The organism is Candidatus Thiodubiliella endoseptemdiera, from assembly GCF_964212635.1.
Taxonomy (GTDB): domain Bacteria; phylum Pseudomonadota; class Gammaproteobacteria; order PS1; family Pseudothioglobaceae; genus Thiodubiliella; species Thiodubiliella endoseptemdiera.
The window spans coordinates 362,141-377,774 of the sequence record NZ_OZ156463.1; the positions used below are offsets into that span (position 1 = coordinate 362,141).

19 protein-coding genes are annotated in these 15,634 nt (G+C 38.9%); 3 read left to right on the forward strand and 16 right to left on the reverse strand.

Annotated features, from left to right (window positions below; all coding sequences use genetic code 11):
* Window positions 1-5: 5 nt before the first annotated feature.
* The 12 genes from AB8525_RS01845 to AB8525_RS01900 form a co-directional block, all read right to left on the reverse strand.
* Window positions 6-1,220 carry an IscS subfamily cysteine desulfurase gene (locus tag AB8525_RS01845; RefSeq protein WP_369178252.1) on the reverse strand — a complete coding sequence of 405 codons (1,215 nt, stop codon included), beginning with the start codon at window positions 1,218-1,220 and terminating at the stop codon, window positions 6-8.
* A 2-nt stretch (window positions 1,221-1,222) separates the two neighbouring features.
* Window positions 1,223-1,642, reverse strand: a complete 420-nt coding sequence (locus AB8525_RS01850; protein ID WP_369178253.1) for an Rrf2 family transcriptional regulator — start codon at window positions 1,640-1,642, stop codon at window positions 1,223-1,225.
* Between the two features lie 58 nt (window positions 1,643-1,700).
* Window positions 1,701-2,399 (reverse strand): serine O-acetyltransferase, encoded by a 699-nt coding sequence (gene cysE, locus AB8525_RS01855; RefSeq protein ID WP_369178255.1) that lies wholly within the window; start codon window positions 2,397-2,399, stop codon window positions 1,701-1,703.
* A gap of 103 nt (window positions 2,400-2,502) precedes the next feature.
* Complete coding sequence (locus AB8525_RS01860; RefSeq protein ID WP_369178256.1) at window positions 2,503-3,342, reverse strand: lysophospholipid acyltransferase family protein; 840 nt, start codon at window positions 3,340-3,342, stop codon at window positions 2,503-2,505.
* Window positions 3,335-4,072, reverse strand: a complete 738-nt coding sequence (locus AB8525_RS01865; RefSeq protein WP_369178258.1) for a tRNA 2-thiocytidine biosynthesis TtcA family protein — start codon at window positions 4,070-4,072, stop codon at window positions 3,335-3,337. The genes AB8525_RS01860 and AB8525_RS01865 overlap by 8 nt, the downstream gene beginning before the upstream one ends.
* Window positions 4,054-5,805 (reverse strand): M61 family metallopeptidase, encoded by a 1,752-nt coding sequence (locus AB8525_RS01870; RefSeq protein ID WP_369178260.1) that lies wholly within the window; start codon window positions 5,803-5,805, stop codon window positions 4,054-4,056. The genes AB8525_RS01865 and AB8525_RS01870 overlap by 19 nt, the downstream gene beginning before the upstream one ends.
* 6 nt (window positions 5,806-5,811) lie before the next feature.
* Complete coding sequence (locus tag AB8525_RS01875) at window positions 5,812-7,185, reverse strand: TolC family protein (protein WP_369178261.1); 1,374 nt, start codon at window positions 7,183-7,185, stop codon at window positions 5,812-5,814.
* On the reverse strand, window positions 7,182-7,703 hold the full coding sequence (locus AB8525_RS01880) for a shikimate kinase (protein ID WP_369178263.1): 522 nt from the start codon (window positions 7,701-7,703) through the stop codon (window positions 7,182-7,184). Before AB8525_RS01880 ends, AB8525_RS01875 begins: the two co-directional genes overlap by 4 nt.
* A gap of 15 nt (window positions 7,704-7,718) precedes the next feature.
* Window positions 7,719-7,913 carry a zinc-finger domain-containing protein gene (locus AB8525_RS01885; protein ID WP_369152164.1) on the reverse strand — a complete coding sequence of 65 codons (195 nt, stop codon included), beginning with the start codon at window positions 7,911-7,913 and terminating at the stop codon, window positions 7,719-7,721.
* A complete protein-coding gene (locus AB8525_RS01890) occupies window positions 7,913-8,842 on the reverse strand; it encodes a branched-chain amino acid transaminase (RefSeq protein ID WP_369152165.1) in 930 nt (309 codons plus the stop codon). The genes AB8525_RS01885 and AB8525_RS01890 overlap by 1 nt, the downstream gene beginning before the upstream one ends.
* A 2-nt stretch (window positions 8,843-8,844) precedes the next feature.
* Complete coding sequence (locus tag AB8525_RS01895; protein ID WP_369178265.1) at window positions 8,845-10,068, reverse strand: aspartate kinase; 1,224 nt, start codon at window positions 10,066-10,068, stop codon at window positions 8,845-8,847.
* 97 nt (window positions 10,069-10,165) lie between these two features.
* Window positions 10,166-10,321, reverse strand: a complete 156-nt coding sequence (locus AB8525_RS01900; protein WP_369152167.1) for a hypothetical protein — start codon at window positions 10,319-10,321, stop codon at window positions 10,166-10,168.
* Between AB8525_RS01900 and AB8525_RS01905 the strand changes: the two genes are divergently transcribed.
* The 3 genes from AB8525_RS01905 to rsgA are packed head-to-tail and all read left to right on the forward strand — an operon-like array spanning window position 10,310 to window position 12,831.
* A complete protein-coding gene (locus tag AB8525_RS01905; protein WP_369152169.1) occupies window positions 10,310-11,599 on the forward strand; it encodes a M48 family metallopeptidase in 1,290 nt (429 codons plus the stop codon). The genes AB8525_RS01900 and AB8525_RS01905 overlap by 12 nt on opposite strands.
* Window positions 11,596-11,868 carry a hypothetical protein gene (locus AB8525_RS01910; RefSeq protein WP_369152170.1) on the forward strand — a complete coding sequence of 91 codons (273 nt, stop codon included), beginning with the start codon at window positions 11,596-11,598 and terminating at the stop codon, window positions 11,866-11,868. Before AB8525_RS01905 ends, AB8525_RS01910 begins: the two co-directional genes overlap by 4 nt.
* 6 nt (window positions 11,869-11,874) lie before the next feature.
* Window positions 11,875-12,831: a ribosome small subunit-dependent GTPase A gene (rsgA, locus tag AB8525_RS01915; RefSeq protein ID WP_369152172.1), complete on the forward strand. Its 957-nt coding sequence runs from the start codon at window positions 11,875-11,877 to the stop codon at window positions 12,829-12,831.
* On the opposite strand, the gene AB8525_RS01920 is transcribed toward rsgA, so the two are convergent.
* The 4 genes from AB8525_RS01920 to AB8525_RS01935 form a co-directional block, all read right to left on the reverse strand.
* On the reverse strand, window positions 12,797-12,973 hold the full coding sequence (locus AB8525_RS01920) for a hypothetical protein (RefSeq protein ID WP_369152173.1): 177 nt from the start codon (window positions 12,971-12,973) through the stop codon (window positions 12,797-12,799). The two genes, rsgA and AB8525_RS01920, sit on opposite strands and share 35 nt — an antisense overlap.
* A gap of 23 nt (window positions 12,974-12,996) precedes the next feature.
* Complete coding sequence (locus AB8525_RS01925; protein WP_369152174.1) at window positions 12,997-14,331, reverse strand: rhodanese-like domain-containing protein; 1,335 nt, start codon at window positions 14,329-14,331, stop codon at window positions 12,997-12,999.
* Between the two features lie 27 nt (window positions 14,332-14,358).
* Window positions 14,359-14,886 (reverse strand): class I SAM-dependent methyltransferase, encoded by a 528-nt coding sequence (locus AB8525_RS01930; protein ID WP_369152175.1) that lies wholly within the window; start codon window positions 14,884-14,886, stop codon window positions 14,359-14,361.
* Between the two features lie 254 nt (window positions 14,887-15,140).
* Complete coding sequence (locus AB8525_RS01935; protein ID WP_369178267.1) at window positions 15,141-15,629, reverse strand: peptidylprolyl isomerase; 489 nt, start codon at window positions 15,627-15,629, stop codon at window positions 15,141-15,143.
* Window positions 15,630-15,634: the final 5 nt, after the last annotated feature.

The following is a 15,634-nucleotide window of genomic DNA, read 5'->3' on the forward strand; positions in this document are numbered from 1 at the left end:
TTCGTTTAGTGTGCCGACCATTCTACCTTACTCAGGTCAATGCCCTCTTTAAACATATCCCATAATGGCGATAAGTCGCGTAATTTTTGTACCTTTTCACGCACCAAAATAATCGCCTTATCAATGTCTGCTTCTGTAGTATAGCGACCGATGCTAAAACGAATGGAACTGTGTGCCAATTCATCATTTAAGCCCAATGCTCGCAATACATAAGAAGGTTCAAGACTGGCACTGGTACAAGCCGACCCTGAGGAGACGGCAATCTCGTTAATTGCCATCATCAAAGATTCACCTTCAACATAGTTAAAACTGATGTTAAGATTGCCCGCAATACGATGTTCTAAATCGCCATTAACTTGCACTTCTTCCATATCAGCAAAACCTGCTAATAAACGCTCTCGCAATTGCTTAATGTTTTTGTTTTCTATCTCCATTTCAGCCTGAGCAATAGCAAATGCCTCGCCCATACCTGCGATTTGATGGGTTGCCAATGTGCCTGAACGCATACCGCGTTCATGTCCACCACCGTGCATTTGTGCTTCTAAACGAATGCGTGGCTTACGACGCACAAATAACGCACCAATACCTTTAGGTCCGTAAATTTTATGGGCTGAAAAACTCATTAAATCAACTGGTAATTTAGTCACATCAATAGCCACTTTGCCCGCAGATTGTGCGGCATCTACATGGAAAAATACCTTGTGTTGACGGCAAATATCGCCAATAGCCGCAATATCTTGAATAACGCCAATTTCATTGTTCACATGCATAATAGACACTAAAATTGTCTCTTCACGAATGGCATCTTTTAATACCTCTAAATCTAGCAAACCATTCGGCATTGGGTCTAAATAACTCACCTCAAAACCCTCTCGTTCTAACTGGCGACAAGTGTCTAATACCGCTTTATGTTCAGTTTTTAGGGTAATAATATGATTGCCTTTCTTTTTATAAAAATGTGCCACCCCTTTAATGGCTAAATTGTCTGATTCAGTCGCACCCGAGGTAAAAACAATCTCCCTAGGGTCAGCACCGATTAAATCTGCCACTTGTTTTCTGGCTTTTTTAACTGCCTCATCCGCTTGCCAGCCATAATAATGAGAATTAGAAGCAGGATTGCCAAAATCGCCATCCATCGTTAAGTATTTTATCATTACCGCCGCAACTCGCTCATCAACAGGCGTAGTGGCAGAATAATCCATATAAGTTGGTGTTGTCATAATTATATTCCTTTATTAATGTTATGATTGTCAATGACCATTTGCAAGGTCTTACCATTTAAAAATGTTCTGATTTGAGCGCTAACCTCGCACCACAATTGATGTGAAATACACTGACGACCATTGTTGCAACTGCTCATACCTTTGCAACGACGCAGGTCAATATTTTCATCAACTGCTTCAATAATTTGAGACAAACTAATGTCTTGTGCCTGTGCATCAAGCAGATAACCGCCCCCTGGTCCACGCACACTTTTAACCAATTCTGCACGACGCAACTTAGCAAATAATTGTTCTAAATAAGACAAGGAGATGTTTTGTCTTTGCGAAATAACATCCAAGGTAATCGGATTACCTGTATTATTTGATGCTAAATCCAACATCGCTGTTACCGCATAACGCCCTTTTGTAGTGAGTTGCATATATCAGTTTTGCATTTTAAAAAAACCAATTATACGCTTAACCTACTATTTTAGTCAACTACTTACTTTCAATCTCTAAATCATTGACGGAAGTACTTCTACCTTCTTCGATATTTAATTCTTTTGAAACTTTATGCAGTTGTGCATCCATATCGTGCAAATGTGACAAAATTGAATTAATGGCTTTAACTGTTGGATCATCCGCCTCAGTACCCACCGCATAAGAGTCAAAACTTGCTGATTGTTTTTTAGAATTTTTGAGTACGCGTGCAGGCACACCGACAACAGTTTGACCTGCATCAACGGATTTAACCACCACTGAATTAGAACCAACACGAACCCCGTCAGCCAAAGTAACAGGACCGAGAATTTTAGCCCCTGCACCGACGACAACATTATTACCCAGTGTCGGATGGCGTTTGCCCTTATTCCAGGTCGTGCCGCCCAAAGTAACCCCATGATACAAAGTGCAATCATCGCCAATTTCAGCCGTCTCGCCAATCACCACACCCATCCCATGATCAATAAAAAAGCGTCTGCCAATCGTTGCCGCAGGATGGATTTCAATCCCAGTAAACCACCTGCCAATCATCGAAATAAAACGCGCTAACCATTTGAGTTTAAGCATCCATAGATTATGTGCCAAGCGATAAAATAGCATTGCTTGAACGCCTGAGTAGCAAGTAATTATTTCAAAGGTATTGCGTGCCGAAGGGTCGCGGTCAAAAACGCTTTGGATGTCTTCAGTAAATTTCATCAAAGTATTATACCATTGACATTAAATAACGATGTCAACATAGGGCTTATATTTTTATCAGATATTCAACACCCTATGAGGGCTATAAGTTATTCTGAGGTCTCTAATATTGAATAACGCCTTTAAAGCGTTTATAGTTCCACAAATATTGTTCAGGTTTGGTGCGTATCAACGCCTCAATCGCCTGATTCATTTTTGCCACATCCTCTTTTAACACACCCGACTCTGACAAAATATCAATTGGTTTAAAATTTAATTCATAGCCCTGCCCTTTATCCAACCTCTGTGCCCAAGTCATTAACACCTTGGCATTATTTTTTCTTGCCATCTTCGCCAATAGTGTCATCGTTACCGCTTTTTGGCCAAAGAAAGTTGACAAAATACTACCTTCATCACCAGGATATTGGTCAGGCAAAATGGCAATCAATTGCTCTTCTTTTAAAGCACGATGCAATTTTAAAACACCTTTTTTATCCGCTGCTGCCATTGCTAAATCCCGTTGCTGTCGCACAGACAATAACAACGCATTTTGCTTTTTATTAGGCAATGCTTTATACATAAAAGTCGTTGGCTTGTGTAATGACACCACACGAGCAGCAATCTCCCAACAACCAAAATGTGGCACCAATAAAATAGTGTTAGGCTCGCTAAAAAGATGTTCCAGCCCCTTAATTTTTTTAATATAACTGGCATTATGTTCAAAATTATTAAACCAAATAAACCCCGATTCACTTAGCCCCTTGCCCATTTCAATCAATGATTTTTTCACTAATTTATCTTGTTGTACTTGCGTTAACTCAGCAAAACAAAGTTCAATATTCTGCTTACTAATCCTTTTAGAGCGACCATTTGTCCAATATAAAATCTTACCAATCAGCCCACCAATAAAATGATTAAGCCAAAGTGGCATTATAGAAAAAAATTTAAGTATAAACTTAATCATTGGTTTCATCCAACATCGGTTTCATTGAACTAAGTAAATTTCTGTATAAATTAGGCAAGCGTTTTTCCTCGGTTAGCAGCCACTGTTTAAAGTAATCGCGCTCAGTCGGCATACTAAAACAGGCGGGACAAGAATCAGCAATTACAGGCAAATCTGCAGTAATCGCAAAATCTGCCAATTGTCGCTCACGCACATACACCATCGGGCGAATCACTCGCAGGTCTTTATCATCGTTGATGTAATGTGCTTTCATAGTTTGAATCTTACCATTATGGCACATTGACATCATTAAACTTTCAGCCAAATCGTCCAAATGTTGTCCCAATGCCAAAACATTATAGTCCTGTTCTCGTGCAACTTTATACATCAAACCGCGTTTAATACGGGCACAAAATGAACAATAAGAATCCCCTTTCATACTTTTTTTGGCTTGCTCTAAAATCGGAAATTCTTCAAAAAAATAAGGCGTATCAAACTTCTTAAAAAAAACATCTAACGCTTGCGGTTCAAAGCCCTCAACTTGCGGGTCAATCGTAACCACACCGAGTTTAAATTTTACGGGTGAATGTGCTTGAAAATGACGCAGAATATAAAACAAACTAAGTGAATCCTTACCACCAGATACAGCCAATAAAATCTTATCCCCTGCCCTAATCATATTAAAATCAGCAATCGCTCGCCCGACTGGTTTCACCAATAATTTAGGAATTTTTATTCTGCTGATATCCATTCTCTTCGTCTCTTAAAAGTCTCTTGATTGAGGTTGGTGTCAAGCGTTAAAACGCAATGAGATTTTTCGCTGAGCTTGATGGTGAGTTCAATTTCTAATGGCAATTCATCTCTTAAAACTTTGATTTTAACGACATCACCCTCATTACAAACGCCGATTGCTTTTGACAAATCTTTAGCCTCTACCTTGATGTTGTCTATACTTAGGATTTTGTCTTTGACATATAAGCCGGCGTTTTGGACGCAGGAATTATCGAGAATGTGGCTGATAATAGCGTATTTCTGGGTTTTGTTGATGCCGATACCGATATTAGATAAATCGTTTTCTTTGTGGATAAAATCGCAGTGGATGCCAATATAATTAAAAGCGTCTTTTAGAGGTAAATCGGTTACGCCGTATAAATATTGTTCAAAAAAATCGCTAAAATCGCTTTGTGTTAGGTGTTCAGCCACTTTTTGCACGGTGTTGTCTTCTAAACCTATGTCTTGATAGTCTTTCCAAATGGCTCGCATGACACTGCCTAAGGTGTGTTTGTCATGGGTGCGTTTGCGGATTTCGATGTCTAATACGAAAGCCAATATTGCACCTTTGGTGTAGTAACTAACAATAGCATTTGGGGCATTTTCGTCTTGTTGGTAGAATTTTGTCCACGCGTCAAAACTGGATTCTGCCAAAGATTGTTTGTAGCGCCCTGTGCCCATTTGCACTTTACTGATGGTTTGTGCGAATAGGGTTAGATATTGCTCAACCGATAACAACTCGGCTCGTAATAATGCAAGTTCGTCATAATAAGAAGTGAAACCTTCGAATATCCACAGTTGTTCGGTGTAGTTTTCACGGCTCATGTTGAGTTGATGAAAACTGGCGGGTTTGATGGTTTTAATCCACCATGCGTGGAAATATTCGTGTGAGCAGAGTGCTAAAAATCGGGTGTATTCAGGGGTTATATTGGGTTTTTCTGTGGTGGGTAGTTCTTTTCTAGAGCAGATCAAACTGGTGGATTTTTTGTGTTCTAAACCACCGTAATCTTTGGTGGTTGCCAAGGTTAAAAATAAGTAATTATCAAATGGAATGTTGCCGCCAAAAAAATCAATATGATGCTGGCAAATACGCTGTAAATCGGCTTGTAATCGGGCAATGTCGGTATTATGTTCGCCTGTAATCGTCATTGCGTGTGGGGTGTCTTCGATGTTAAATTCAAAGCGAGTGAAGTCTGCCATTTCCACAGGGTGGTCAATTAAATCTTGGTAGTTTTTGGCGCTGTAAATCTCACTATTTTGGCGTTTTTCTTTTGGCATTAAGGTCGTCGCACAACTCCATTGCCCTAAAACGCTGTCGGTTGGGTAATTAATCGTAACCTCACAAGGTGTATCGTCAAAATCTACGGCTTTTAAAAACACACTACTGCCATTAAAAAACGCACGCTGATTGCTTAAATACGCACAACGCACCGATAAATCATAAGCATAGACTTTGTAAATAAGCGTGATTTTCTGTTTGCAAGACTGCACAATCCAATGGTTTTTATTGAGTTTCTTAATTGCCATTGATTTGCCATTACTACTTGCCTGAACACTGATAATGTGCTTGGAAAAATCACGCACTAAATAACTACCTGGAATCCAGCTTGGTAGTGAAAATATTTGCCCCAATGGGTTTGGATTATCTAGTGTTAATTGCACTTCAAAGATGTGTGCATTGACATTTTTAGGGGTAATTTGATAGTAAATCATCGTTGATTATCTAATAAGATGGTCGATACTGGCTTTAAATTCAAGCACTGCCTTTTGGTAATCCTTGGCAGTTTTGGCGTAATTAAGCTCCACAACTTGTTCATTGTTTTGTGCGTTAATAACAAAACTTGCCTGCCCATTGCCATTGCTATAACGCTGTTTTTCTTCTTTGGTACGGGCTTTGGCAATATTGATTTGCACTTCGTTAGAAAGCAGTATTTCTTTTAGTAATTTGATTTTTTCTTGTAAAATTTTTGCCCGTGTATAGACCTTAAGTAATTGTTGCTGCTTAGATTGTTGTAAACTTAAAAGTTGCTTATTGGCTTTTTGAATATTACTATTACTTGCGGTACCTCCCAATGGATAAACCAAACTCAACCCTACTTTCCAAGTGGTGCTTTGGTTGTCAAGTGAGTCTGAATAACTGGTTTTTTCACCTGTGCTACTAAGCCCTAAATTTAAATTTAATTTCGCTTTAGACTGATTTTTAAAACTGAGTAATTGACGCTTGACTGTATTTTTTGCCAAATCGTTAATCTTCAAAATTCTAGAATTTTTAGCCAAATAATCTTTTAAGGCGATTATTTTAAAATTGTCAATTTTATATAAATCAGTTTCTGCCACAATCTTCTCAAAGTCCGTTCCAAGAGTGATGGCAATTTCATAACGCAATAGGGTCAACTCCTGTTGTGCTTGCAACAACTGTTGCTTTGCTCTTTGATACGCATCTTTTTGTAGTAATACATCGACTTTCTCCACCACCGAAGCGGTGTATTTTTCTTTTACTAATGCCAATTCTTTTTTTGCAAGTGTCAATCGATGCTCATTAATCAATAGCTGTTGCTGTGCATACGCCAAATCAAGAAATCGTGTTAATTGCTCCAAAATAAAACCTTCTTCCGCCTCAAGTCGCTCTAATTTATTTTGAGTAATAGCAATTTGCGCCACATCAACGCTGAGACGGTCATTAATGCCGTCTTTATTGCGTAACAATGGGTAGCTGTAATCCATAGAAAACTGATTACGATTACTGTTAAGGTCTTTATTCTTTTTCACCCAAGTATGCTCAATGGTGATTTCACTGCCTGTAGCAGCGTGTTTTTTAGTGGTAGAGATGCCAATTAAAGCGGTGTCTAAACTGTTATAAACTGCTGCTGCATCTTTGGCATTTTTTTCACTTTGGTAAGTGCTGTTAATGGAAATAATCCAATCTTCGTTTGCTGTTGTCGCTTGTTTTTCAATCTTTTTGATGTCAGTGGATAATGCTTGTTGCTTGAAAAAAGGATGTATTTCTTTCAAGCGTTCAACAAAGGCTTGTTCAGTCATCGCCTGAACGCCAATAGTACTAAATAACATCGCAATTACCACGCTCTTTTTCATTTGGGAATGCCTTTTTTTATTTCGTTGATAATAGAATAAAGTTTTTTGCCCGTGGTATCCACCACTAAATCTGCCACTTCTTGATAAAAGTCTTCTCTAGCTGCTAATAAATCACGCAGTGTTTTCTCACGGTCATTGGATTGCTCTAACAAGGGACGGGTTTTAGATTTAGCAGTGCGTTTGACCAATTGCTCAATACTAGAAGACAAATACACAATAAAACCATTGTGTTTTAACAGGTCACGATTTTCTTCTTTGATAACAATGCCGCCACCTGTGGCAATTACAATATTAGAGATTTCATATAAGTCTTTGAGCATTTTCGTTTCACGCTGACGAAAGCCCTCTTCCCCTTCTACATCAAAAATATAATCAATAGCAACACCTGTGCGTGCTACGATTTCAAAATCGGTATCAAAAAAATCGCGTTTAAGGACGCAGGCAAGTCGGCGTCCTACCGATGTTTTACCAGAACCCATTGGCCCAACTAAAACAACATTTTGTACTGGCTTAGCCATCAGATATGTGTGCGATTAATCTACCAATTGGTATTTAGAGCCACAGTAAGGGCAAGTTGCCTCACCTTGCTCATCAAACTGCATAAATACTTTAGGATGCATACTCCATTTTTGTACTTCAATTGGTGGGCAGTGTGTAGGTAAATCTGCTTTTTTTACTATACTAAAACTCACATTCTTTTGTTGAAAATCATCTATGCCTATTATCATTAGCAACCTCCTTTAGCAACCCAGCATTGATATTGGTCGTTGCGACCATAAACGCAATCAAAATATAATACTTGTAATTCTTCAGTGATCGGCCCACGAGAACCATTACCAATGGTTCGATTATCTAACTCACGAATTGGGGTAACTTCTGCTGCTGTGCCTGTAAAGAAGGCTTCGTCAGCACAATACACCTCATCGCGAGTAATACGCTTCTCAATTACTTTATAACCTAAGTCTGTAGCAAGTTCAAAAATCGTATCACGAGTAATACCTGCCAATGCCGAAGTCAAATCAGGGGTATAAATCACGCCATCACGCACAATAAAGATATTCTCACCACTGCCTTCAGCAACAAAACCATCAACATCTAGCAATAAAGCTTCATCGTAACCATCGGTCAATGCTTCTTGCAATGCCAGCATTGAGTTAATATAGTTGCCATTTGCCTTTGCCTTGGTCATTGCGATATTGGCGTGATGACGGGTGTAACTTGAGGTGCGAATACGCAAACCATTCTTCATATTATCTTCGCCGAGATACGAACCCCATTCCCATGCTGCAATAATGGTATGCACTTTTAAATTATCAGCACGCAAGCCCATCCCTTCTGATCCATAAAAACACATTGGTCGGATATAAGCACTGTCTAAGTTATTCTTAGCCACGGCATCGCGTTGTGCTTGATTAATTTCCTCTTGAGAATAGCCGATGTCCATTGCCATAATTTTAGCAGAATTGAACAAACGCCTAGTATGCTCTTCCAAGCGGAAAATCGCTGGACCCTTGTCAGTTTGATAAGCACGAACCCCTTCAAACACACCCATACCGTAGTGTAGCGTGTGGGTTAGCACATGGACTTTGGCCTCACGCCAATCAACCCATTCACCATCAAACCAAATCAAACCATCTCTGTCTTCAAATCCTGTCATTTTTATTCCTTATCTAATTCAAATGCAGCATGTAATGAACGCACTGCCAATTCTAAATATTTTGCATCAATCACTACCGAAATCTTAATCTCGGAAGTGGAAATCATTTGAATATTCACATTTTCTTGATGCAATACTTCAAACATCTGTGCGGCAATCCCTGCGTGTGAACGCATTCCAATACCAACTAATGATACTTTAACCACCTTGTCGTCGCTTTGCACTGCTTTGGCTTTTAAATCCGTGCAAATACCTTGCAGAATTTTCTGTGCTTTGTCAAAATCATTGCGATGCACGGTAAAGGCAAAATTCGTCAGCCCTTCACGAGCGGAAACACTTTGTACAATCATATCTACTTCAATATTGGCTTCACTAATCGGCTTGAGAATTTTATACGCAATCCCTGGCTCGTCTGGCACCCCAATCAAACTCAGTTTTGCCTCATCTTTATTGTGTGCAATTCCCGAAATAACGGCTTGTTCCATAATATTTTCCTCACTGGTAATTAATGTGCCTACTGGATTATCAATCAACGATGACAATACTCTTAACGGCACTTTGTATTTTGACGCAAACTCAACCGAACGAATTTGCAAGACTTTTGAGCCTAGTGATGCCATCTCTAACATCTCCTCATAACTCACGGACTTCATTTTTCTGGCATTCGGCTCAATGCGAGGGTCAGTAGTATAAACCCCATCAACATCGGTATAAATCTGGCATTCGTCAGCTTTCAATGCCGCTGCCAGTGCAACTGCAGTCGTATCAGAACCACCACGACCGAGCGTGGTAATGTGCCCTTCTTCATCCACCCCTTGAAACCCTGCAACTACCACAACTTTACCCGCATTTAAACTGGCATGAATACGATGGTCGTCAATGGATTTAATGCGTGCTTTGCCGTGCTCAGAGTCGGTGATAATACGCACTTGTGAGCCTGTATAAGAAATCGCATCGCAACCAAGTTGCTGCAACGCCATTGTCAACAAAGAAATCGTCACCTGCTCACCTGTCGTCAGCAAAACATCCATTTCCCTTAAAGACGGCGTATTTTGAACCGTTTTCGCAAGTGCAGTCATACGGTTGGTTTCGCCACTCATTGCCGAAACGCTAACAACCAACTGGTTACCACTATCAGCAAAAGCCTTGATTTTTGCAGCAACCGCTTGAATTCGCTCTACTGAGCCAACTGAAGTGCCACCATATTTTTGAACAATTAACGCCACGAATATAAAAATAAAAATTAATGCCTGAATTATACCGACCTCTGTGCATTTAAAAAAGCATTAGACAAATAAAAAAACAGTAAAATAGGCAACTTTATTATTTATCATTGAGACCTTTGCATAAATAGGGATGATTAGCAAAATGACAGATTTTATTAAATTGGAAATTTTTTAAATCCACTCCTAGCAGGGCTAAGGGTGTTTTTAAAAAGTTTGTAATTTGATGAAAGATGGCGTTTTGATGATTATTCATATTTATGCAAAGGTCTCCATTATTATTATGCAATTCAACCTATTTACCGCTATTTTTTTAGTCGCTACATTCGCCTATGTAATCATAATGATATGGCTCAATATTCGACAGGCAAAAGCAGTGCAAAATTCATTTGCCAAAGTGCCTGATGAATTTACAGAAAAAATCACTTTGAAGCAACACCAAAAAGCAGCGAATTACACCCGTGCAAAATTAAAGATTAGCAATTTGGAAATTGTCTTTTCAACTTTGGTATTATTAGGTTGGACATTGGGTGGCGGGTTAGAATGGCTGGATGGGTTTTGGCGTTCTGTAACGCCTGATACGCTGTATATTGGGGTTGGCTTTATTATTAGTTTATTACTGATTGGCACGGTGATTGATTTACCATTCAGTTTGTATCGCACTTTTGTGTTAGAGGCTAAATTTGGCTTTAATAAAACCACAATACGCACGGTGATTGGCGATATGGCTAAGGGTTTTGTGCTGATGATGGTGGTTGGTTTGCCGTTGCTGTATGCGATTTTGTATCTAATGAATGAAATGGGACAATATTGGTGGCTAACTGTTTGGCTGGTACTGACGGGGTTTTCTTTGTTAATATTGTGGCTTTATCCTACATTTATTGCACCACTGTTTAACAAATTTAATCCATTGGAAAATCAAACACTAAAAACAAAAATTGACGATTTATTAAAACGCACAGGCTTTAAAAGCGATGGCGTATTTGTCATGGATGGCTCTAAACGCTCATCCCATGGTAACGCCTATTTCACTGGCATTGGCAAAAACAAACGCATCGTGTTTTTTGACACACTGCTTAAAGGTATGGAAGAGCAAGAAGTAGAGGCAATTTTGGCGCACGAATTGGGGCATTTTCATCATAAACACATTCGCAAACAAATGGTAATTTCATTTTTAATCACCTTACTCGGCTTAGCGTTGCTCGGTTATTTAATCACGCAAACTTGGTTTTTTCATGGACTAGGTATCAGTCAAATGAGCAATTATACCGCCTTAGTTTTATTCAGTTTGGCAATGCCTTCATTCAGTTTTTTCATTACTCCGATTAGCAGTTTATTTTCTCGTAAATACGAATTTGAAGCCGATGCCTTTGCCGCTAAACACACAAATGCTGATGATTTGGTATCAAGTTTGGTTAAATTGTATAGGGATAATGCATCAACGCTAACGCCAGATAGGTTATACTCAGCATTTCATGATTCACACCCCAGTGCATCTATTAGAATAAATCATTTAAGAGAGATAACACAATGAAAACACTATTATTAACAATCCTCCTATTATTTTCCAGCACTTCATTTGCCGATTCTGACAAGGAGAGCGAAGGCAAAGAGTTGCACGATGAATCTTGTATTCGTTGCCATACATCAAGTATGTACACGCGTGATAACAAAAAAGACAGTTATGCGGCATTACGCCAACAAGTGAGCTTTTGCTCACAAAACTTCCGCACTGGCTGGTTTCCTGAGGAAGAAAAATCTGTAGTAGATTACCTAAATAAACACTATTATAAATTCAAGTAATTCACTTTGAGTTTAACCCGACGACAAAAATGGCGTATTGAAAAAATTCAAGCCGAGCGTGTTGTTAGAGCCAACAAAGCAGCAGACAGTAATCAAAATTTAGGTAATAGTGCCGAAGTGCAAATAGGCCTAGTCATCACCCGCTACGGGCAACGCTTATTAGTAGAGAGTGAAGCAGGCGATTTAGTCCAATGTACCGCCAGACGCAACATTGATTTATCCGTCGCTGGTGACCAAGTGATTTTCCAAATGAATGATGACAATACAGGTGTCGTTACCGCCCTATTAGAACGAGATAACACCTTAGAACGCTCGCACAAAATTATCGCTGCCAATATTGACGAACTTTGGTTAGTCGTTGCCATTGAACCGCATTATCAGTTTGATTTAATTGACCGCTATTTGGTGGTGGCAGAAAATGGCAATTTACCAATTAGAATTGTTGTTAATAAAATTGAACTGTCCAAAAATATTGAGCAAGTCAAAACCGACTTTGCCATGTATCAATCTATCGGCTATAAAGTCAGTTATTTAAGTGTTAAAGAGCAAATCGGCACCGCAGAATTTAAGCAACAACTCAATGATAAAACCCACATTTTCTTGGGGCAATCAGGCGTTGGAAAATCCTCCCTCATTAACGAATTAATCCCTAATTTAAACCTTCGAGTCAATGAAATATCCAAAAAAAGTAAACTCGGAAAACACACCACCACAAATACCACCCTCTACCACATTCCCTCAGGTGGTGATTTAATCGATTCCCCCGGTGTTCGTGAATTCCACCTCAACACCCTCACTAGCCAAGAAATTCTCAGTGGTTTTAGAGAATTTAAACCATTTATTGGACAATGTAAATTTAGGAACTGCGTCCACATCAACGAACCCGACTGTGCAATTAAAAATGCTCTAGGTAATGGCAGTATTCACCCTAAACGCTATGAAAGTTACCTAAATTTAATTTGAGACCTTTGCATAAATAGGGATGATTAGAAAAATGACAGATTTTATTAAATTGGAAATTTTTTAAATCCACTCCTAGCAGGGCTAAGGGTGTTTTTAAAAAGTTTGTAATTTGATGAAAGATGGCGTTTTGATGATTATTCATATTTATGCAAAGGTCTCAATTTGCTAAAATTCCATTTGTTGGAAAATTCTTCCCGCATTTTGACGATGTAACTCGCGATAAGTCCCCCAATCCCTATAGGCAGATTGGTCAATATCATAAGCATCTGCCAAATCACCGTCTTCATCCAATATCTTAGTTACTTGTGTATGCATATAAACTAAATACTCTTTGGTGAATTTGGTAACGGTTGCTAAGTCGGTTGGATGTCCATGCCCAGGAATGATAATTTTAGGATTTAAGTCCACCACTTTATCCCAAGTTTTAACCCATGCTACAATATCAGTGTGCAAAAATATAGGCAACAAGCGTTCGTTAAATGTGGTGTCACCACCAATTAATAACTTTTGTTTTGGCATCCACAATTGAATATCATCAGGTGAATGAGAAGCACCAAGATGCATAAGTTCAATTTTAGTGCCGCCCATATTCAAATTAAAGTGCTCATCAAAGACTATATCTGGGCGAATGACTTTGGTGCCAATCAGTTTGTCTTTTTGTCGAGTTAAAGTGCGTGCATAAATCTCTTCGCCATTTTCTTTGATTTGTTTATCTGCCTCTGTGTGTGCAATAATAGTTGCACCCTGCTGCTTCCAATAATTAGCACCTAAAATTGCATGCCCTTGTGCATTTTCAAGCACCACATACAGAATACGCTGATTGGTTATCTTTTTAATTTCCTCATGCATTGCCTTTGCCAATAAATAGCTACCACCAGCATTGAATACTAGAACGCCATTAGTGGTAACGATAAATGATAAATTATTATTATGATTGGAATTTTCATAATTACCTGGCTGTGCTGCTCCAATTGCTGAATAAACATTCGGGATAACTTCAATGGGTTTTCTATATAAAATATTATCAGGTTCATAATCACTGATCCACACTGGGTTGCCTTGCTCTTTCCAGGTCATAAACCCATCAGCATAGTTTTTAACATTGGTATAGCCCATCTCCATCAAAGTTTGAGCAGCAAGTGGTGAACGGATGTTTAGTCCACAATACACTACAATTGGCGTGTTTTTATCTTCAGCATAATCTGCAATTTGTGTCTCAATCCAACCCCGCATAATATTAATATTCTGCCCACGATTAATTGTGCCAGTACTCTTGATTTCAAATGGCACACGCACATCAATCAACAACACATTAGGGTCTGTATCTAATATTTTTAGCAATGCTTCTGTATTGATATTGACTAATTCTGGCTTAATAGGCTCAATCACTTTAACAATAGGCTTAGTAACTTTAGTCTTATTACTGGCAAACCAATCACCAAACCCCGCCTGCACACTTGACAAAGTAAAAACCACACTAACCATCAAAAGATAACGCATCACCAACACCTTAGTAAAAAAAATTAATTATGCCATAAATAAAGCAACATTATCACCGAAAAATGTAACTTTTATACCCCATTGTTTTGCTAAATAATACATGGTTTTTTTAGAAAAAAAGCAAATATGCGTCGGGTCATTTTTGTAATACCAAGACGCAAAATCCACTTTTTCACTAATCATTTGCGTCATCACCGCCAACACCCCACCCTGTTTCAGCATTCCCAACAATCTATCCATCTCAACCCTTGGCTCACGCAAATGCTCAACCACCTCAGTCGCCGTAATAAAATCATACTGTCGTTCAAATACCTCTAAATTATTCGCATAAAATTTATCAAACAAATCCACCGAATATCCAACTTCTTCAAACATCAACGACAAAGTTGGTCCTGGCCCGCAACCAAAATCCAAGCCTTTATCACCCTTACCAATCTGTGCAATAACAGGCTCAAATACCTGCGACAAAAATGCCCGATAGCCTGCGTTTTCAGGGTTATTTTCGTGGGTATCGTAACGCAATTTTTCATCTACAGCACTCAGATGAAACTGCACAGGAACGGACACCAGATCACATTGTGAACACTGTAAATATTCAGCATACTTATTTTGGTAATAAGATGATAAACTGTGGGAATAGCATAAAGGGCAAGTATGTGTCACGATTTGCTGACTTTTATTCATTTTTCACAGTTTTTATACAAATATCGTGAATTTAATAACTATTCGTCACTTTTCTGCATCAAAAAACAAGCCGAACGCCATTTCAAATCCATAAACTAATTGTCAATAAATGTAACCACCAACAATCAATGCGAACAAGAACTATCATGTGAATGCACATGTCCGTGTGATAATTCTTCCTTAGTTGCCTCACGCACATCTTCAATGCTGACACTAAAATGCAGTGCCTGCCCTGCCAAAGGGTGGTTAGCATCTACCGTTACCACATCATCAGCAATGTCTTTCACCACAACAATAAACGGATTGCCTTGCTCATCTTGCGATTGTAATTCCATCCCTACTTGCAAATCAGAAATACCTTGCAATGCTTCCATCGGAATATCCTGCACACCTTCGACATGATACTCGCCATACGCTTCTTTTGCCTCAACACTAACATCACAAAACTCGCCTTTTTTCATCCCTTCAATCGCCTTTTCCAACCCTGGTACAATATTCCCATGCCCCTGCAAAATCGGCATTGGCTCTTGCCCTTTTGATGTATCCAACACTTCACCATCATCATTTTTTAGCGTGTAATGAATCTCAACTACTTTGTCTTTTTTTACTGTCATTATAT

What these genes read in the sequence shown, in the direction of transcription:
- AB8525_RS01865 (WP_369178258.1), bottom strand. Translation starts at nt 4,072, where the DNA reads ATGGATATCAGCAGAATAAAAATTCCTAAATTATTGGTGAAACCAGTC.
- AB8525_RS01860 (WP_369178256.1), bottom strand. Translation starts at nt 3,342, where the DNA reads ATGATTAAGTTTATACTTAAATTTTTTTCTATAATGCCACTTTGGCTT.
- AB8525_RS01875 (WP_369178261.1), bottom strand. Translation starts at nt 7,185, where the DNA reads ATGAAAAAGAGCGTGGTAATTGCGATGTTATTTAGTACTATTGGCGTT.
- AB8525_RS01900 (WP_369152167.1), bottom strand. Translation starts at nt 10,321, where the DNA reads ATGAATAATCATCAAAACGCCATCTTTCATCAAATTACAAACTTTTTA.
- AB8525_RS01885 (WP_369152164.1), bottom strand. Translation starts at nt 7,913, where the DNA reads ATGATAATAGGCATAGATGATTTTCAACAAAAGAATGTGAGTTTTAGT.
- AB8525_RS01920 (WP_369152173.1), bottom strand. Translation starts at nt 12,973, where the DNA reads ATGAATAATCATCAAAACGCCATCTTTCATCAAATTACAAACTTTTTA.
- AB8525_RS01845 (WP_369178252.1), bottom strand. Translation starts at nt 1,220, where the DNA reads ATGACAACACCAACTTATATGGATTATTCTGCCACTACGCCTGTTGAT.
- cysE (WP_369178255.1), bottom strand. Translation starts at nt 2,399, where the DNA reads ATGAAATTTACTGAAGACATCCAAAGCGTTTTTGACCGCGACCCTTCG.
- AB8525_RS01925 (WP_369152174.1), bottom strand. Translation starts at nt 14,331, where the DNA reads ATGCGTTATCTTTTGATGGTTAGTGTGGTTTTTACTTTGTCAAGTGTG.
- AB8525_RS01880 (WP_369178263.1), bottom strand. Translation starts at nt 7,703, where the DNA reads ATGGCTAAGCCAGTACAAAATGTTGTTTTAGTTGGGCCAATGGGTTCT.
- AB8525_RS01890 (WP_369152165.1), bottom strand. Translation starts at nt 8,842, where the DNA reads ATGACAGGATTTGAAGACAGAGATGGTTTGATTTGGTTTGATGGTGAA.
- AB8525_RS01935 (WP_369178267.1), bottom strand. Translation starts at nt 15,629, where the DNA reads ATGACAGTAAAAAAAGACAAAGTAGTTGAGATTCATTACACGCTAAAA.
- AB8525_RS01850 (WP_369178253.1), bottom strand. Translation starts at nt 1,642, where the DNA reads ATGCAACTCACTACAAAAGGGCGTTATGCGGTAACAGCGATGTTGGAT.
- AB8525_RS01910 (WP_369152170.1), top strand. Translation starts at nt 11,596, where the DNA reads ATGAAAACACTATTATTAACAATCCTCCTATTATTTTCCAGCACTTCA.
- AB8525_RS01905 (WP_369152169.1), top strand. Translation starts at nt 10,310, where the DNA reads ATGATTATTCATATTTATGCAAAGGTCTCCATTATTATTATGCAATTC.
- AB8525_RS01870 (WP_369178260.1), bottom strand. Translation starts at nt 5,805, where the DNA reads ATGATTTACTATCAAATTACCCCTAAAAATGTCAATGCACACATCTTT.